This is a genomic window from Amycolatopsis sp. 195334CR (genome assembly GCF_017309385.1).
Lineage (GTDB): Bacteria > Actinomycetota > Actinomycetes > Mycobacteriales > Pseudonocardiaceae > Amycolatopsis.
On record NZ_JAFJMJ010000002.1, the window covers coordinates 1,433,883 to 1,450,118 of the forward strand.

Here is a 16,236-nt window from a genome sequence, read left to right on the forward strand (position 1 = left end):
CTGAGCACCTCGATTAACGGCATGGCCCCGATCATCCAGTGCTGTCCCCGACACCCGGCCCGCCGATGGCGGCCAGTACATCGTCCCGGCGTAGTTCGCGGAGTTCGGCCGGTTCCGGGATCCGGCCCAGCCCGCGCAACCGGCCCGACTGCGTCTTCCGCACGGTGTCGAACAGTTTGCGCGCGTCGCGGGCGTTGCCGAAGCCCGGTTCCCCCGAGAGCCGCCGGAAGTGTTCGGTGAGCGCGGGGGCGGCGGCCGGGTCGAGTCCGTAGTCGCCCGCGGTGATCATCCGGGTGGTGATGCCGACCAACTCGTCCGGGGTGTAGTCCTCGAACTCCACGGTCTTGGCGAACCGCGACGAAAGCCCGGGGTTCGCGGCGAGGAACTGCCGCATCTCGTCGGTGTAGCCCGCGACGATCACCGCGATCTCCTCCCGGTGGTCCTCCATCAGCTTCACCAGCGTGTCGATGGCTTCCTGCCCGAAGTCACCACCACTGCCGGACTGCCTGGACAGCGTGTACGCCTCGTCGATGAACAGCACCCCGCCGAGCGACTCCTCGAACACCACCGCCGTCTTCTCGGCCGTGTGCCCGATGTACTGGCCGACCAGATCCCGCCGGGACACCTCGCGGAACTCGCCGCGGGGCAGCACACCGAGCTCGCGGAGCAACTTCCCGTAGGAACGGGCGACCGTGGTCTTCCCGGTCCCGGGCGCGCCCGCGAAAACCAGGTGGTGGCTCAGCGCACCGGTGGCCAGCCCGGCCCGCGCCCGCCACCCGTTCACCTGGATCTCGTCGACGAGCGACCGCACCTCGGCCTTGACGCCCGGCAGCCCGACCATGCCGTCCAGCTCGGTGAGCAGGGTGTCCAGCGGGCTGGCCCCGCCGACCAGCTCGATGGGCTCGGCCACGATCCGCGCGGTCGCCGCGCCGTCGAGCCGGATCGCGGGTTCGGCGGTGTTGCCGATGTCGCACGCCTCGATCGAACCGCCGCAGCCGGGGCCCACGTCGATGCCGACCCCACGCGCGTCACGCACCGAGGTGTGCTTCAGCTCGGGTTCGCTGCGGTGGGCCACCACGATCGCGGCCTGCCCGGTGCGGCTGATCCGGCAGTTCCGCACCGAGGGCCTCGCGTGCTGATAGATGTAGAGCCCGCGCCGCCCGCACCCGCTGATCGTGCACGAGCGCAGCACCGGATCGGCGCCGAGGCCGACGATGATGCCGTCCGCGGTGACGTCCTCGATGGTGACGTTCTCCACCACACCGGACGTACCTTCCAGGATCAGCCCCTGCTCCGCCCCGGCGATGGTCACGTCCCTGATCGCCAGCGGCCCCGGACCGCGGACCGCCACCCCCGGCCCCCGGCCGGCGTGCACGGTGCAGCCCGCCATGGTCAGCTCGGCGTCCTCGGCCCGCACCGCCGCCGCGTCCCCGCCGCGCACGTTCACCCCGTGCACGGCGAGCGCGCCACCGCGCGCGAACAGCACCGGCACGTCGGCACCGGTGCCGTCGAGCAGCACCTCGGCACCACCCTCCGCGCGCAGGGTGAGGTACCGCTCCGACAGATCGAGGGTCTCGGCGTAGGTCCCGGCCGCGATCGACACACACGCGCCGTCGGGTGCTTCGAGCACCGCCTCGCCGAGCGTGGGATAAGCGCCGTGCCCCGCGGGGTCGACCAGCAACGTACGGCCTGCGGACGTGGTCATCGGTGTGCCTCCTCGGCCAGCCAGCCGCGGTCGGCGGCCTTCACTCCTGCTTGGAACCGGCTGCGGGCGCCGAGCCGGTTCATCAGGCTCGACACCATCCGGCGAACGGTGCGCACCGAGACGCCGAGCGCGGCCGCGGCCGACTCGTCGGTGCGCCCCTCGCAGAGCAGCGCGAGCAGTTCCCGGTCGCGGTCGGACAATTCGACCGCCTCCGGTGGGTCGCTGCCGGTGAACGGCACCGCGATCGGCCACAGCCGCTCGGCCAGCTCGGTGATGGCCGCCACGACGCTGGGCAGCCGGAGCACCGCCACGTCGTGCGTGTCTTCGCCGGGCAGGATCGCGAGCGTCCCGTCGACCACCAGCGCTTCGAGCGGAACGTCGGGCATCGTGCGGATCAGCACCCCCTGCCGGGCGAGCCTGCCGAGCCGGCGCGCCGGTCCCGCCGTGGTCCGCACGTGGTCGGGCACCAGCATGCGGAAGCGGATGCCGCGGCCGAGGACGGCCTGGCGCGCCGCCGGCACCGGATCGACCAGAGAGCTGACCACCAGCACATCCCGTTGCGCGGCAACGAGAGTGCCCGCCACCTTGGCGTGCCGGGACAGCAAGGCGCCGGACACGCTGCCGTGGACCGCGGCGAGCCGGAACGGTTCCTGGGGAGAGGACGTCACGGGTTCCCTCCGATCGGCAGCGACGCGGCGACGGCGAGCGCGTGCTGGTTGTCCATCCGGTCGAGCCGCACCCCGGGCACCGCCAGCCGCAGCAGCCGGTCGGCGGCGGCGTCCACGGCGGCGTCGGTGGTGGCCGCGACCCGCAGCACGCCCGTGTGCTCGGGCACGGTGATCGCCACCGTGCAGGCCACCCCGGGAACCGCGGCGAGCAACCGGTGCAGTAAGTCCATCCGCGCGGACAGCGAGCGGGTGCCGAGCCCGGAGACCCGGATGCCCGCCTGCGCCACCGGCCCGGCCCGCCAGAACCGCCGCTCCTCCCTGATCGCGCCCCGGCCCGGCCCGGTGTGGCTGAGCCCGACCAGCGTGGCCAGCACCTCCGGCTCGGTCAGCGCCGCGGCCGCCATCCCGGCGCCGCGAAGCTTGCGGTGCAGTTTGCGCACGGTGTTGCCGAGGGCGACGAGCAACTCGGTGTCCTCGGCGAAGTTCGGCTCACGCAGCATGCGCACGGCTAGCCACGCTCGGGTCTCCTCGGCGGGCCGAGGACCGCGGTGCAGCACGAGCTGCGTTCGGACGGCGGGCAGGGCGCCACCGGCGTCACCGGTGTCGGCCAGGGGCGCGCCGGACAACGCGAACCTGGCGAGCGCGGCCGGGGCGGTGTCGACCGGGCGGAGCACGGCGAGCAGTTCCTCCACCCGGCTGATCACCCCGGCGGGTATCCCGGCGAGTTCGACGGTGCGCACCCCGGCGCCCGGCGCCAGGCCGCTCAGCAGGGCCGTGGCACCACCGGTGTCGGGCAGGTCCCTGGCCCGGCGCCGCGTCAGCAACCGCGCCCTGGACATCAGCTCGTCGGAGAGCCAGCGACCGTGGATGCGCCCCGCGCTCCAGGTCAGCAAGCCCCCGGACGCCAGCAGCAAACCGGTGACCACGGGCCACGGCCTGCCGATCGCGAGCACCGCGAGCACCAGCGCGAGCTGCCAGCACACGATCCGCAGCACCGGAAGCTCCAGCGGCCGCCGGCGGACGGGCGGGGGCGGCGGCTCGATCGGGTTCAGTGGCGTGCTGGCTGCCACGACTCGCGCGGGCATCGGTGGTGGACTGGGTCGGGCCGTGCTCTCCGCTTGGACGGCCGGGTGTGGCCGGGCCGCGGTGATCCGCGCGGCGGCCACGGTCGCGACGGGTACCGAGGATGCCTTGGGCGCAGCGCGTTCCGTGGCGACCCTCGGCGCAGCGTGCTCCGTGGCGCCCGTCGGCGCAGCGCGGTTCTCGGTGGCCGCGCGCTCCGCCTCCTCGGCCAGCCGCCGTTGCTCGGCCGTCATCTCCGGCGCCTCATGCCACCCGCGCCACGGCCGTCGCGGATGCCGGAGCGCACTCCCGGCAGCCCGCGTAGTGGTACACGAGCCGGTGGCCGCGGTAACGGCCGTGGGGGAGCGCGTCGAGCACGCCGACGTCCACCAGCGCTTCCAAGGTCCGCCGCACGGCGTCCGGAGTGCCGCCGAGCGCGTGGACGGCGTCGGCGGAAGCGAACTCGCCGGGCAGATCCCCGAGCGCGTGCAGCGCGGAGCGTCCGGCCGGGGACAGCGACGCGAACGCCGTGGCCAGCGCGTGCCGATAACCGTCACCGGCACACCCGAACACCTGGCACGGGGTCGCCAACTTCTTCGACGCCCCCGGTGGACGAGTGCACAGGCTGGTGCTCACGTCCCGCAGTGCGGCCGGAATCCCGCCGCAGAGCGCGAGCAGTGCCTCGCCGATGGGCTCGCCCGTGGCGGCGCGCACCAGTGCGAAGGCGTCCGATGTGGACAGTGGACCGAGGCCGATCCGCACGGCGCCGTCGACGTGCCAGCCGCGGCTGCGGGTGGTGATCAGCGTGCGGCAGTCCCGTCCCGCGGGCAGCAGCGGTGCGACCTGGCCGGGGCCTTCGGCGTCGTCGAGCACCAGCAGCACCCGGCGGTGGGCCAGTTCGCAGCGCCACAGCGCCGCGCGCTCGTCCACCGTGCCGGGCAGCAGCGCGGCCGGAACCCCGATGCGGCTCAACTGCGTGCCGAGCGCGTCGAACGCGGTCAGCGGCCGGGTGCTGCCGTGCAGGTCGAGGAAGAGCTGGCCGTCCGGGAACGCACCGGCGAGGGTGTGCGCCGCGTGCACGGCGAGCGCGCTCTTGCCGATGCCGGGCTGGCCGTCGATGAGCACCACGCCGGTTGCGCGCCGGATGGTGTGCAGGTCGGCGGTGCGGCCGGTGAACCACGGGGTGTCGCGGGGAAGTTCCCGGCGGGGACGCGCCGGTTCGAGCGCGGCCAGGTAGGCCGAGTTCAGGGCTCGGCCGGGGCGGACGCCGAGTTCGGTGGAGAGGGCCTGGCTCGCCTGGCGGTAGGCGCGCACCGCCTCGGCCCGTCTGCCCAGTGCGTGCAGCGCGCGGACGAGGCTGGCCCACGCGGTTTCGCGCAGTGGGTCGTCCTCGGTGAGGGCGCGCAGCGTGCGCGCGGCGTCGCCGGTGCGGCCGAGCGCGAGCTGTGCGTCGGCGAGTTCCTCGCGCAACTGCCCGCGCAGTTCCGCGAACTCCTCGGCGGCACAACCCATTGGCAGGCCTTCGAAAGCGACACCACGCCACCAGCCGAGCGCCGTCTCGTACGCGGCGACCGCGGTGTCGAAATCTCCCGTCGCGGTGGCCGCGCGGGCCACAGTGGCGCGCTCGGCGACGTGCTGGGTGTCCAGTTCCCCGTGGCCGAGCCGGAGGCGGTAGCGGCCGGGCGCGCTTTCGATCCTGGCGGCGCCTTCCGGCAGCGCGCGGCGCAGCTGCCACACGTAGGTCTTCAGGTTCGACTCCGCGGAGGCGGGCGCGGCCGCGTCCTGCCAGGTCGCCTCGATCAGCTTGGCGCTGGTGAGCCACGCGTTGGGGTGCCGCAACAGCGTTGCCAGCAGGGTCGCGGCCTTGCTGTTGCCGAGCCGGTGGACCTCGCCATCGCGGCCGCGCACCTCCAGCGGCCCCAGGGTGTGGAACAGCATGCGGTCCACCATCCAGGGCCGAACATGAGGTTTTGATGACAGCGCGAGCTGGACCTTTTGTGTACCAGGGTGTCCTACCCTCGCCGCGTGACGAGCAAGCTGCGGCAACGGTTACCGGCGGCACTGCTCGTGGCCGCCTGCGCGGGAACGGTGGCGGTCGCGGTCTCCGGTGCGGGTGAAGCACTGGGCGGGCTGGATTTCGCGCCGTCGGGTCACTGGGTGGGCAACCCGGGACTGGACCTCCTGTTCCACGTCAACGGGGCCAGCGCGACGGTGGACACGCAGGCGGGCCTGCCGCTGGATCCCGGCGACCGGGTTTACCAGGGCGACTCCAGCGTGTTCGTCGTCGGCGGCTCGCGGATCCGGGAGTTCGGGAAATCCAGTCTCGAAGTGGAGAACGAGGTGCCCGCCCCGACCGGTGAGCCTGCCGTCGGGGTCGAGGCACCGGGCGGGCCATACCTCGTGTTCCGCAAGGCGGGCACGGTGGTGCGGCTCGGCGAACGGCCCGCCACGATCCGCGCGGGTACCGATCTCGGTGACCCGGTGGCCACCCCGGAGGGCGCGCTCTGGCTGCACCGGATGGCCACGGGGGTGGTGTGCACCCTGGCCGTGGACGCCGACCAGGTGTCGTGCCCGACGGTGACGCCGATGGGCCACAGCGGCGAGCTGACCGTGGCGGGCAGCGCGGTGGCGTTCGTGGACAAGACGGCCGACACCGTGCAGACGGTGACCGCGCAGGGGCTCGGCACCCCGGTGAACCTGGGCGTGGATCTGCCGCACACGGCCACGATCGCCAACGCGGACACGGCCGGGCGCGTCGCGGTGGTCGACCCGGGCGCGCGGCAGCTGCACCTGATCGACACCGCGGGTCTCGGCACCGGCTCGGCCGCCGCGGGGACGGTGACCGTGCCGTTGCCCGACGGCGAGTTCACCAGTGCGGAGCCGAGCGGGTCGTCGGTCGTGCTGCTCGACCGGCGGAACAACGCGGTGCACACCTACACCAGCGAAGGCAAGCCGCAGGCGGTCACCCCGGTGCCGCCGGAGACCGGCGCGCCGAGGCTGAGCCGGGGTGCGGACGGGCGCGTGTACGTCGACGGGGACCAGGGCGGGCACGTCATGGTGGTCGACGAGCACGGTGCGGTGAGCCAGGTACCGCTGACCGATGCCGGGAAACCGGGCGGTATCGGCGATCCGCAGGCGCCGCCGCCCGAGCCGCCGCCGGACCAGGGCTCGCAGGCGGGGCCGCCTCCGGGGAATCCACCGGCGCAGGCACAACCGGCGCCGAAGCCCGCGCCCAACCCGCAATCCCAGCCCGGCCCGAAGCCCCAGCCCGAGCCGAACCCTCAGTCTGGCCCGAAACCTCAACCCCAGCCTCAACCGCAGCCCGGCCCGAAGCCCCAGCCCCAACCACAGCCTCAGCCCAAGCCGCCGAAGCCGCTTCCGGCGAGCCCGCCCGGGGCCGCCACCAATCTGACCACTGCGGTCGACGGCACCTCCGTCCAGTTCACCTGGGGCGCCGCCGCGCCCAACGGCGGTGAGGTGACCGCGTACCACGTGTCCTGGAAACCCGGCAACGGCAGCCTGACCAAGCCCGGCAGCGCCCGCTCGGCCACCCTGTCCGGCCTGAAACCCGGCACCAGCTACACCGTGACGATCATCGCCGAGAACAGTGCGGGCCAGGGCACCGCGGCCAGCGCCAAGGTGGCCATCCCCGGCCCGTCGGTCACGGTGAGCCGCGGGAAACCGAGCGAGTACGACGGGTGCGGGCCGCCCTGCCACAAGATGCGCATCCGCGCGAGCGGCCTCGAACCGGACACCGAGTACGAGTTCAACCCGTTCTCGAACCACCCGACCTGGGAGAACCCGGGCTCGAGCTGGACCACCGACGAGAACGGAGAGGTGGACTTCCAGAACATCGACTTCGGCGAGCCCGGATACGAGGTGTGGGTCGTGATCGAGGAGACCGGTACCACCTCCAAGCACTACACCTGGCCCGGCTGATGAGCGGCCAGGCCGGGGTGCGGCCCACCCGGCGCGGGATCGCGGTGCTCGTGCTCGGCCTCCTGCTGGTCGCGTTTGGACAGTGGGCGGGGTACCCGTTGCTGCGCGCGCTGGGCGGGATCCTGCTCGCCGCGGTGGTGGCCGCCGTCGCGGTGACGGCGCGCCGGGTGCGGGTGGTGGTGACCCGCTCGGTGTACCCGGACCGGGTGGGGCGCGGCGATTCGGCGCTGGCGCGGCTGAAAGTGCGCAACCCCACTGCCGCCTCGCAGCCCGGGGTGCTGGCCACGGACCGGGCGGGCGGCGAGGCGCGGACCGTGCGGATCCGCCCGCTGCCGCCGTCGACCGGGGCGACCTACCACTACGAGCTGACGACCAGGGTCCGCGGCCTGATGACGGTGGGTCCGCTGCTGCTGCACCGGGCCGACCCGTTCGGCCTGGCGCGCAACCGGCTGCCGACCGGCGAGACCGCTACGTTGTGGGTGTACCCGAAGCAGTTCCCGGCCAGGGTGCCGACCGCCGGCTACGCCCGGCACCACCACGAGGGCGCCGCCACCGACGAGCTGCTGCGCGGTTCGATGGACCTGCGCGACGTGCGTGAGTACGTGCCCGGCGACGAGATCCGGCACTTGCACTGGAAAGCGAGCGCACGCACCGGCCGGTTGATGGTGCGCGACCTGGCCGACCCGCGGCAACCCCGGTTCACGGTATTGCTCGACACCAGGCCGGGTTCCCTGACACCACAAGGGTTCGAGGAGGCCGTCGACCTCGCGGCGTCACTGCTCGGCGCGTCGGCGCTGGCCGGACGGCACAGCAGGCTGGTCACCTCGTCCGGCCTCGACGTGCCCACTCCCGGAGGTCCGCAGGCCGCCCGCAGGCTGCTCGACGAACTGTGCGTGCTGGGCCAGGGCAAGGCCGACGCGGTGGTGCCCGCGGTGCTCGGGACGAGCCGCGGGTTCGGCGGCTGCCTGACGGTGATCACCTCGGGAGGTGCCGAGATGTCGTCGCTGGCCTGGCTGCGCAGCCGCTACTCGCCGATCTTCGTGTTCGTGCTGGGGGCGGCGGGCGCCGCGCAGACGGTGACGGGAGCGCGGCTGCTCGGCGCCGACAACGCCGAACACGCCGTGCGCCGCTGGAACGAGGTGCTGGGATGAAGGCGCTCCCGACGGCGTGCGTGCTGCTGGCCGCCGTGGTGGCGGGCCTGCTGTTCGCGCCGGTGTTCGGGGGATGGCCGCTGGTGCTGCCGCTGGCCGTGCCCGCCGCGGCGGTGTTCGCGGTCGCCTTGCTCGCTTCCCGGCACGAGACGGTGCGGCCGGTGCTGACGCTGGCGGCCGGACTTCTGTCCATTGTGGAGACGATGTTGTGGTCGACCACGGTGGCGGGATTGCCGACCGGCGCGACGATCCGCGCGCTGGCCGAAGGCGCGACGGACTCCTGGCGGCTGGTGCTGCAGTCGACGTGGCCCGCCCAGCCGGACCCGGCGCTCATGCTGTTCGTGCCGCTGCTGGCCCTGGCCGCCGGTGTGTTCGGCATCGAGCTGCTGTACCGGTGGGGAGCGCTGGTGGCGCTGGCGCCGAGCTTCGCGGTGGTGGTGCTCAGCCAGTTCTTCGGCGCGAGCACCGGTGTCGGCGCGACCGTCGGGGCGCTGGCCTTCGCCGTGGCGGCCGGGGCACTGCTGGTCGCCACCGGGGCCGAGCGGGTCGACGACGAGCGGCGGATTTCGACGTTGTTGCTCGCCGCGCCCACGGTGACCCTCGCCGTGATCGCCGCGGTCGCCGGTGGCACGCTGCTGCCTGCGGCCGAGGCCAGATACGCGCTCCGCGACGACCAGTTCGCGCCGCTCGCCGAAAGCCGGATCACCAGCCCGCTGGACGAACTCGCCGATCGTCTGTCCAAGCCGGACCTCCCGGTGTTCACTGTGGACGGTGCTGCCGAGGTGGACCGGTGGCCGGTGGTGGTACTGCACGAGTTCGACGGGGCAGGCTGGACGCCGGGTGGCCGGTACCGCAAGCTCGGCGCGGATCTGCGGCCCGGCAAGGAGATCACCGTGGCGGTCGAGCGGCGCACCGCCGGGATCGGCGCCGTCCGGCTCGGCGGACCGTGGCTGCCGAGCCAGCCCCTGCCCGCGGGTGTCGAGGGCCTCGAACCGCTGGTGGAGGAGCGGCAGGGATCGCTGTTCAGCCGAGCGCCGGGGCCGGTCGGCTACACCCTCAGCTGGTGGGAACCGCAAGCCGAACCGGCCGCACTCAACGACGCGGCGGTGGACCTTTCACTGGCGGGAGAGCTGGGCGGGGTCGGGCAGGTGCCACCGGGGATCGCCGAACTGGCCGAGGCGGCCGTGCCCACCCGGCCGACGTTCCAGGCCGCGCTGGCGCTGGAGAAGTTCCTGCGTGAGCACTACCGGCTGGCGGAGGGCCCGGACCTGCCCACCGGGAACTCGTGGCCGCAGCTGAAGAAGTTCCTGTTGGAAACCAAGCGCGGCACGAGCGAGCAGTTCGCCGCCGCGTACGTCGCGCTGGCCAGGATCAAGGGCATCCCGGCGCGGCTGGCGGTCGGCTTCCGCGCGCCCGCCGACCGGGTGCCCGGCCGCCCGTACACGGTGCGCAACGGCAACGCGTTCGCCTGGCCGGAGGTGGCCGTGCAGGGGGTGGGCTGGGTACCGCTCGACCCGAGCGGCACGACGGCGGCGGCCGGGCAGGGCCAGGGGAGTGGGCTGGCCGCGGCCACCGCCGGGGCGCGTGCCGAGTTGCCGCCGCCGGAGCAACTGCGCGACCCTCCGCTGCCCGAGGCACCGGCGGCGGAAGGGCCCGATTTCGGGGCGGGCTGGTCGTTTCCGGTCGGGGTCCTGCTCGCGGTGCCGGTGTTCGTCGCGCTGCTGTGGGGTTTCGGGGTACCGCTGGCGAAGGCGGTGCGGGCGCGGCGACGCAGGCGCAGGCCCGGTGCGGGTGCGGTGATCGGCGCCTGGGAGGAGGTGCGCGACCGGCTGCGGGCCTACCGGGTGCCGGTGTCCACCGGGATGACGGTGCGCGACCTCACCGCGGCGGTCGCGGCAACCGACGGCGCCGCGGTGGAGGGCCTGCGCTCGCTCGGTGCGACCGTGGAATCCACCCTGTGGTCGGGCACCGACCCAGGGCCGGACGCCGGAAGGCAGGCCTGGGTCGCGGTCAGCGCGGTTCGCCGGGGACTCGCGCGGCGTGGGGCACGTGCCCGGCTGCGCGCCGCCCTGAACCCCGGCCCGCTCCGCGCCCCGCGCTGACACGCGTGCTCACGCTCGAGGGCGCCGCATCCTTCGTGGCGGTTCCTGCTCCACCGGCTCCGGTTTCAACGGGGTCTCCGCGCCGGGATTGGTCACCTGCCACACCTCGTGGTCGAGCGGCTCCTGCGGCGTGGCACCGACCTTGGCCGTCTCCGACATGGCCACCGGCCGGTAGCCGTTGCCCGCCGGGTCGCCCAGCGCCGAACGCCCGCGCAACCGCGGCGGCACCCCCGGCGTCGCCGCCGGGGTCCGGGTGCGCCGCTCGCCGTCCTCCAGCGACCACGCCGGGCGGTTCCGGCGGTTGCCCGCCGCACCCCCCAGCATCGGCGGCATCATCATCATGGGCGGGATCATCCGGCCCTGCCCTCGCCCCGACCCCGGTTCGGCCGGGCCCGCCGACGCGGGCGGCTGCGGCGCCTCGGGCGTGGCACGCGAGGCGGTCAGCGGTATCGGATCCGCGGCCCGCTCGATCCGGCGCGGCCCGTCCGCTCCGGCCGTACCCGCTCCCGGCCCGTCGGCCGAGCTCGCGGTGAAACCACCCGGCCGGGAACCGTCCAGCGGCGAACCCTTCCGGCCGCCACCGGCCGAGCCGCTCCCCGGGCGCCGCGCACCGGCTCCCGAGTTGCCCGGTGGCACGGCGATGAGCCCGGGAATCGACAAGCTGCCCGGTGGCAACGTCGAACCGAGCAGGTCCGGCACGACGCCGGGGACCGCGGCCGGCGCGCTCGCGAGCTGCGCTCCCGCGCCTTCCACGCCGGAGCAGCAGTCCACCGGCGCCTCCCCGGTGGCCGCTTCGGCACCGGCGGCGCCGAGCACCGCCTCGGCGGCCGCGAGGAAGTAGCGGTCGAGTTCACCGAGGTGGGCGGCCGTCTCGTGGTTGCCGTCCTCGGCGGGCTGGTCCACCGCGCCGGTGAGCCGGGTTCTGGTCAGCAGCAACTGCCTGGCCAGCTCGTCCAGCGCCAGCCACGGCCGGTGCCGGTGCACCCTGGCGAGCGCCTCGTCGATCGCGGCCGTGCGAAGGGTCACCTGGCGGGCGAACTCGGTGCCGGTCGAGTCGTTCCAGCTCGGCTTCAGGCTGTCCAGTTCCCGCCGCAGCGAGTCGGCGAGCTCCTCCAGTTCCGCCGCGACGGTGCGCCACATCCGGCTGGCCTGCTCGACCCTGGCCAGGTGCGTGTGCGCTTCCACGTCGACGAGCGCGAACTGGACCATCGACGGCAGGCGGGCGTAGTCCATCGCTCAGCCCTGCGCGATGACGTAGCCGAGCACCGCTCGGGCGCCCGCCTGGTCGGTGGCCTCGTAGTCGGCCGCGGCCACCGCGGCCGCGGCCTTCAGCGTCGCGATGTCGTCCCTGGTCTCGGCGAGGAACTGGCTGAGCGACAGCGTCGCGGCCAGATCGGCGGCGGTGAACCCCGCGCACGCGGACATCCCGGCCGGACAGGGGGCGGCCGCGGGCGGGACCGCGACGTCGGCCTCCGCGCCGGGCCAGGCGACGCGCTCGGCGAAGCCGCGCATCGCCTCCGGGTCGCCGTGCATCTCGTGCCGCGCCTCACCCATGGTCACTCCCGTCGTCCTTGGCCAGCCAGCCGAGCTGGACCAGCCGTGCGGCGTGCCGCCTGCCGACCAGCCACGCCCGGCCCGGCGGTAGCGGTTCCGGTTTCAACCCGCCCAGGAGCGGGCCCTCCTCCTTGTCCCCGGACATCAGCAGGCCGGGTGAGCCGACGTCGCGCAGCCGGGAGATGAAGGGTTCGAACAACGCCCTGCTCGCGCCCCCGGTGCGGCGGGCGAGCACCACGTGCATGCCGATGTCCCGGCCCTGCGGCAGGAAGTCCAGCAACGGCAGGAACGGGTTGTCCAGCTGGCTGACCACGAGGTCGTAGTCGTCGATCAGCAGGTACAGTTCCGGCCCCTGCCACCAGCTGCGGTCGCGCAGCTGGTCCGGGGTGAGGTTGGGCCCGGGCAGCCGCGCCGTCATCTCCTCGGCCACCATCATCATCAGCCGGCTGGTCGACTCCCGGTCGGTGCCGTAGCCGATGAGGTGCTCCGAGGTGACGTCGCCGAGCAGGCCGCGCCGGTGGTCGATGATGATCACCCTGGCCCCTCGCGGCTCGTAGGTGTCGGTGATCGCCCTGGCCACCGTCCGCAGGAAGGTGGTCTTGCCGGATTCGGTGTCCCCGAACAACAACAGGTGTGCGTCGGCGCCGAAGTCCAGCCGGACCGCGCCGAAGTCGTCCTCCGCGATGCCGACGGCCAGCTTGTGCGTGGCGGCGTCGTGGGCGCGGGACAGCTTCGCGTAGGGCAGTTGCGCCGGCAGCAGCCGCACGGCGGGCGCGGGCGGGCCCGGCCAGGCCGCGGCCACGGTGTCGACCAGCTCGCGCACCCCGTCGGCGAGTCCGGCCGGGTCCTCGACGCCGTCGATCCTGGGCAGCGCGACCAGCAGCTGGTGCTTGCTCATCGTCACGCCGCGGCCGGGCGCGTCCTCGGGCACCTTGATCGCCGACGCCCGGTCCACCATGCTGTCCACCGGGTCGCCGATCCGCAGTTCCAGCTTGCTGCCGAACAGGTCCCTGATGTTCATCCGCAGGTCGAACATGCGCGCGGCGGACACCACCACGTGCACGCCGTAGGAAAGGCCGCGCGCGGCGATGTCGGCCACCACCGCCTCCAGGTCGTCGAACTCGCTCCGCAGGGTGGCCCAGCCGTCGATGACGAGGAACACGTCGCCCCACGGATCCTCGTCGGGACCGCCGCCTTCCCGCACCAGCCGCCGGTAAGCGGGCATCCCGTCGATCTCCCGCGCGGCGAAAACCCGTTCCCGCTGCGCGATCAGCGTGCGCACCTCGGCGATCGTGCGCCGCACCGCGCCCGGGTTCTGCCTGCCCGCGACCACGCCGACGTGCGGGAGGCCGCGGATCGAACCCAGTGCGCCACCGCCGAAGTCGAGGCAGTAGAACTGCGCCTCACGCGGGGTGTGGGTGAGCGCGAGGCTGGTGATGATCGAGCGCAGCGCCGTGCTCTTGCCGGACTGCGGCCCGCCGATCACCAGCACGTGCCCCGCCGAGCCGGACAGGTTCAGCACCAGCGGGTCGCGCCGCTGGTCCAGCGGCCGGTCCAGGATTCCGACGACGGCCCGCAACGCGCCGGCCAGCCGTTCGTGCGTGCTGCCGAAGCCGCGCTCTTCGTGGGCGACGAGGTTCGGCAGCAACGAGTCGAGCGTGGGAGAGGAATCCAGCGGCGGCAACCACACCTGGTGGGCGGGCGCGCCCCGGCCGCGCATCCGCTCGACGATGATGTCCAGCAGGCTCTCGCCCACCGCTTCCTCGTCCGGTGCGGGCTCGGTTTCCTCGGCGTCGAGCGCGGGTGCCAGGTACCGCGTCGAGTAGTCCAGCAACTCCAGTTCGCCGTCGTCCCCGGCGTCCAGCGGGCCCGTCTCCCGCGCGTGATGCGTGCCGGAGACGTAGGCCGAGCGGAACCGCACCATGGACTTGTCGTCGGTCTTGAGGAAGCCGTGGCCCGGCGCGCGGGGAAGCTTGAACGCGTCACCGACGCCCAGCACCGTCCGGCTCTCCAGATCGGAGAACGTGCGCAGCCCGATGCGGTACGACAGATGGGTTTCCAGGCCCCGCAACCGTCCTTCCTCGAGCCGCTGGCTCGCCAGCAGCAGATGCACGCCGAGCGCGCGGCCGACCCGGCCGATCTGCACGAACATGTCGATGAAGTCGGGCTTGGCCGAGAGCAGTTCGCTGAACTCGTCGCAGATCACCAGCAGCGTAGGCACTTCCGGCAGCGGGGCACCGGTCGCGCGGGCGCGCTCGTACTCGCGCAGCGAGGTGAAGTTGCCCGCCGCCCTTAACAATTCCTGCCTGCGCAGCAGTTCCCCGGTGATCGCGTCGGTCATCCGGTCCACGAGGGGCAGTTCGTCGGCGAGGTTGGTGATCACCGCGCTGGTGTGCGGCAGCTTGTCCAAGGTGGCGAAGGTGGCGCCGCCCTTGAAGTCGACCAGGGCGAAGTTCAGCGAGTTCGGCGGGTGGGCCACCGCCAGCGCCAGCACGATCGTGCGCAGCAGTTCGCTCTTGCCGGAGCCGGTGGCGCCGATGAGCAGGCCGTGCGGCCCCATCCCGTCCTGCGCCGACTCCTTGAGGTCCAGCTCCACCGGCGTGCCGTCGGTGCGGATGCCGAACCGGACCCGCAGCCGGTCCCTGGTCGGCCGCTGCACCCAGGTCTCGCCGGGGTCGAAGGTGTACGGGTCGCCGATCTCCAGCAACTCGGCCAGGTCGAGGTCGGTGCTCAGCGGTTGCTCGCCGCGCCCGCCCGCGCTGGCCCGCAGCGGCGCGAGCTGCCGGGCGATGCCCTCGGCGGCGGGCACGTCCAGCGCGTCCGCCCAGCCGAGTTCGACCGTGCCGTCCAGGGTCTGGCTGGCCAGTGTGCCGTCCTCGCCCACGTGCAGCACGATGGTCGCCGGGTCGAGCGCGCGCGGCGGTGCGGTGCGCAGGTCGATGACCGTGACGCCCTCCAGCCCGCCCTCGGCCATCAGCGTGTCCGAGCCGGCGGTCGATCCGCCGTCCAGCACCACGACCACGTGCGGCATGGCCGTCCTGCTGTCCACCGCGAGGTCGAACCGGGGCCGCTCGCCGAGCAGGTCGTCGATCATCGCCTCGATCGACACGATCGAGCCCGCCACCAGCCGCAGTGGCCCCACGGCGTCGGACCGTTCGGGGTGCTGGGCGTGCGGCAGCCACTTGAGCCATTCCCAGTCCGCCTGGGCGGACGCCGAGGTGCAGGCCGCGATCCGCAGGTCGTCCGGTGACTGCAGGGAAGCGAGCTGGCTGAGCACCGCGCGCACCAGCGCGGTCGAGCGGGACCGGTCGCCGCGGACGTAGATCCGGCTGAACCCGTTGACGGCCATGGCGAGCGGCAGCCCGGGAATGGCGGTGTAGGTGGTGAGGAACCGCCGCAACGCGAGCGCGGACAACGGTTCCAGCTGTTCCAGCGGCTTGGCGTCCGGCGGGACGAGGGTCATCGCGGGCCGCTGCTCGCCGGTGCCGATGCGGGCCACCCCGAAGTCGGCGTCCACCGGGCGGCGTTCCCACAGCCGGTAACTCGCCACGAGGGACAGCAGCGCGGCCGGTTCGGGGTGCAGGTAGACCATGGCGTCGCGCTGCTTGTGGATGGCGCGGGTCAGCCGGAGCCGCTGCTGACCGAGGTGGCGGAGGTACCCGCGCCGTTCCTGGCCCATTTCCCGTTTGCTCGGGCCGCCGGAGTTGAGCAGCGCCACGCCGACCATGCCCAGCATGCCGACGCCGAACAAGCCCATCACGACCAGGCGCAGAACGCCGTTGCCCGCGCCGAAACTGCCGGAGAACAGGAGCATCATCGCGGCCATCATGGCGATCATCGGGATCACCATGAGGACCTGCGTCCACTGCCGCCCGCCCGGCTGCGGAATCTCCGGTGGAGCGTCGAGGATCAGCTCACCGGAGGGCTGTTCCGGGGCGGGCCGCCGAACCGGCCTGCGCACCACGACCGTCGCCATCGCGCTCCCCTCCTGGTGGCCGGACACCGCCGATTCTCGCCCCGGTATGCGGCGCGGTGGGGCCGTTGGCAGGAACGTG

General features: G+C 73.6%; 10 protein-coding genes. 3 read left to right on the forward strand and 7 right to left on the reverse strand.

Features of this window, described 5'->3' with window-relative positions; translation table 11 throughout:
* Positions 1 to 31: 31 nt before the first annotated feature.
* The 4 genes from JYK18_RS29735 to JYK18_RS29750 are packed head-to-tail and all read right to left on the reverse strand — an operon-like array spanning position 32 to position 5,373.
* Positions 32 to 1,705, reverse strand: a complete 1,674-nt coding sequence (locus tag JYK18_RS29735; RefSeq protein ID WP_206806748.1) for a right-handed parallel beta-helix repeat-containing protein — start codon at positions 1,703 to 1,705, stop codon at positions 32 to 34.
* Positions 1,702 to 2,373, reverse strand: coding sequence for a response regulator transcription factor (locus JYK18_RS48080; protein ID WP_206806749.1), 672 nt, complete (start codon positions 2,371 to 2,373; stop codon positions 1,702 to 1,704). The genes JYK18_RS29735 and JYK18_RS48080 overlap by 4 nt, the downstream gene beginning before the upstream one ends.
* Positions 2,370 to 3,689, reverse strand: a complete 1,320-nt coding sequence (locus JYK18_RS29745; protein WP_242582213.1) for a hypothetical protein — start codon at positions 3,687 to 3,689, stop codon at positions 2,370 to 2,372. Before JYK18_RS29745 ends, JYK18_RS48080 begins: the two co-directional genes overlap by 4 nt.
* 10 nt (positions 3,690 to 3,699) lie before the next feature.
* The gene (locus JYK18_RS29750; protein ID WP_206806750.1) at positions 3,700 to 5,373 is read right to left on the reverse strand and encodes a BTAD domain-containing putative transcriptional regulator; all 1,674 of its coding nucleotides are present in this window, start codon (positions 5,371 to 5,373) and stop codon (positions 3,700 to 3,702) included.
* Between the two features lie 87 nt (positions 5,374 to 5,460).
* On the opposite strand from JYK18_RS29750, the gene JYK18_RS47660 reads away from it, so the two are divergent.
* From JYK18_RS47660 to JYK18_RS29765, 3 genes are read left to right on the forward strand one after another with little or no spacing between them, the layout of a single operon-like run.
* Positions 5,461 to 7,374: a fibronectin type III domain-containing protein gene (locus JYK18_RS47660; protein ID WP_206806751.1), complete on the forward strand. Its 1,914-nt coding sequence runs from the start codon at positions 5,461 to 5,463 to the stop codon at positions 7,372 to 7,374.
* Positions 7,374 to 8,525 (forward strand): DUF58 domain-containing protein, encoded by a 1,152-nt coding sequence (locus tag JYK18_RS29760; protein ID WP_242582215.1) that lies wholly within the window; start codon positions 7,374 to 7,376, stop codon positions 8,523 to 8,525. Before JYK18_RS47660 ends, JYK18_RS29760 begins: the two co-directional genes overlap by 1 nt.
* Positions 8,522 to 10,627 carry a transglutaminase domain-containing protein gene (locus tag JYK18_RS29765; RefSeq protein ID WP_206806752.1) on the forward strand — a complete coding sequence of 702 codons (2,106 nt, stop codon included), beginning with the start codon at positions 8,522 to 8,524 and terminating at the stop codon, positions 10,625 to 10,627. Before JYK18_RS29760 ends, JYK18_RS29765 begins: the two co-directional genes overlap by 4 nt.
* 9 nt (positions 10,628 to 10,636) lie before the next feature.
* On the opposite strand, the gene JYK18_RS29770 is transcribed toward JYK18_RS29765, so the two are convergent.
* Genes JYK18_RS29770 through eccCa form a run of 3 tightly spaced genes read right to left on the reverse strand, consistent with a single transcriptional unit; the run spans position 10,637 to position 16,157 of the window.
* Positions 10,637 to 11,860, reverse strand: a complete 1,224-nt coding sequence (locus JYK18_RS29770) for a hypothetical protein (RefSeq protein WP_206806753.1) — start codon at positions 11,858 to 11,860, stop codon at positions 10,637 to 10,639.
* Between the two features lie 3 nt (positions 11,861 to 11,863).
* Positions 11,864 to 12,181 (reverse strand): hypothetical protein, encoded by a 318-nt coding sequence (locus JYK18_RS29775; RefSeq protein WP_206806754.1) that lies wholly within the window; start codon positions 12,179 to 12,181, stop codon positions 11,864 to 11,866.
* The gene (gene eccCa, locus JYK18_RS29780) at positions 12,174 to 16,157 is read right to left on the reverse strand and encodes a type VII secretion protein EccCa (protein ID WP_206806755.1); all 3,984 of its coding nucleotides are present in this window, start codon (positions 16,155 to 16,157) and stop codon (positions 12,174 to 12,176) included. The genes JYK18_RS29775 and eccCa overlap by 8 nt, the downstream gene beginning before the upstream one ends.
* Positions 16,158 to 16,236: the final 79 nt, after the last annotated feature.

What these genes read in the sequence shown, in the direction of transcription:
- JYK18_RS29735 (WP_206806748.1), bottom strand. Translation starts at nt 1,705, where the DNA reads ATGACCACGTCCGCAGGCCGTACGTTGCTGGTCGACCCCGCGGGGCAC.
- JYK18_RS29745 (WP_242582213.1), bottom strand. Translation starts at nt 3,689, where the DNA reads ATGACGGCCGAGCAACGGCGGCTGGCCGAGGAGGCGGAGCGCGCGGCC.
- JYK18_RS29750 (WP_206806750.1), bottom strand. Translation starts at nt 5,373, where the DNA reads ATGCTGTTCCACACCCTGGGGCCGCTGGAGGTGCGCGGCCGCGATGGC.
- JYK18_RS29760 (WP_242582215.1), top strand. Translation starts at nt 7,374, where the DNA reads ATGAGCGGCCAGGCCGGGGTGCGGCCCACCCGGCGCGGGATCGCGGTG.
- JYK18_RS29765 (WP_206806752.1), top strand. Translation starts at nt 8,522, where the DNA reads ATGAAGGCGCTCCCGACGGCGTGCGTGCTGCTGGCCGCCGTGGTGGCG.
- JYK18_RS29770 (WP_206806753.1), bottom strand. Translation starts at nt 11,860, where the DNA reads ATGGACTACGCCCGCCTGCCGTCGATGGTCCAGTTCGCGCTCGTCGAC.
- JYK18_RS29775 (WP_206806754.1), bottom strand. Translation starts at nt 12,181, where the DNA reads ATGGGTGAGGCGCGGCACGAGATGCACGGCGACCCGGAGGCGATGCGC.
- eccCa (WP_206806755.1), bottom strand. Translation starts at nt 16,157, where the DNA reads ATGGCGACGGTCGTGGTGCGCAGGCCGGTTCGGCGGCCCGCCCCGGAA.